1 pseudogene is annotated in these 327 nt (G+C 50.2%); it reads left to right on the forward strand.

Annotation, left to right across the window (positions count from 1 at the left end):
• Positions 1 to 118 (forward strand): annotated as a pseudogene (locus EZM41_RS14775) (transposase); the annotation flags it as partial.
• Between the last annotated feature and the right edge of the window lie 209 nt (positions 119 to 327).

Here is a 327-nt window from a genome sequence, read left to right on the forward strand (position 1 = left end):
ATCCTGAACTACTTCGACAACAGGACCACCAATGCCTTCGAAAGAGGGCTGCAATACCAAAATAAAGATGCTCAAGCGCCTCTCCTTTGGCCTACGGGACGTAACGGTCTATGCGAGGGACGTAGATCCTGCCACGCTGGAGGAAGCGCGAAGGAATTTTGAACTGAACGGCGTGGAGGAAGGGGCAATCGAGTTATCCTCAGGCGACGGATTGATAGGCTGCAGTCTGACATCATGGAGACAACTTCCTAAAATAACAGGCCATTACCAGGGTCAGGCCTTTGTTTTTTGTGTTTTATGATATGCGTTCCGAGCTTTAAGCGCCTC

This window comes from Acetomicrobium sp. S15 = DSM 107314, from assembly GCF_016125955.1.
Classification (GTDB): Bacteria; Synergistota; Synergistia; order Synergistales; family Thermosynergistaceae; genus Thermosynergistes; species Thermosynergistes pyruvativorans.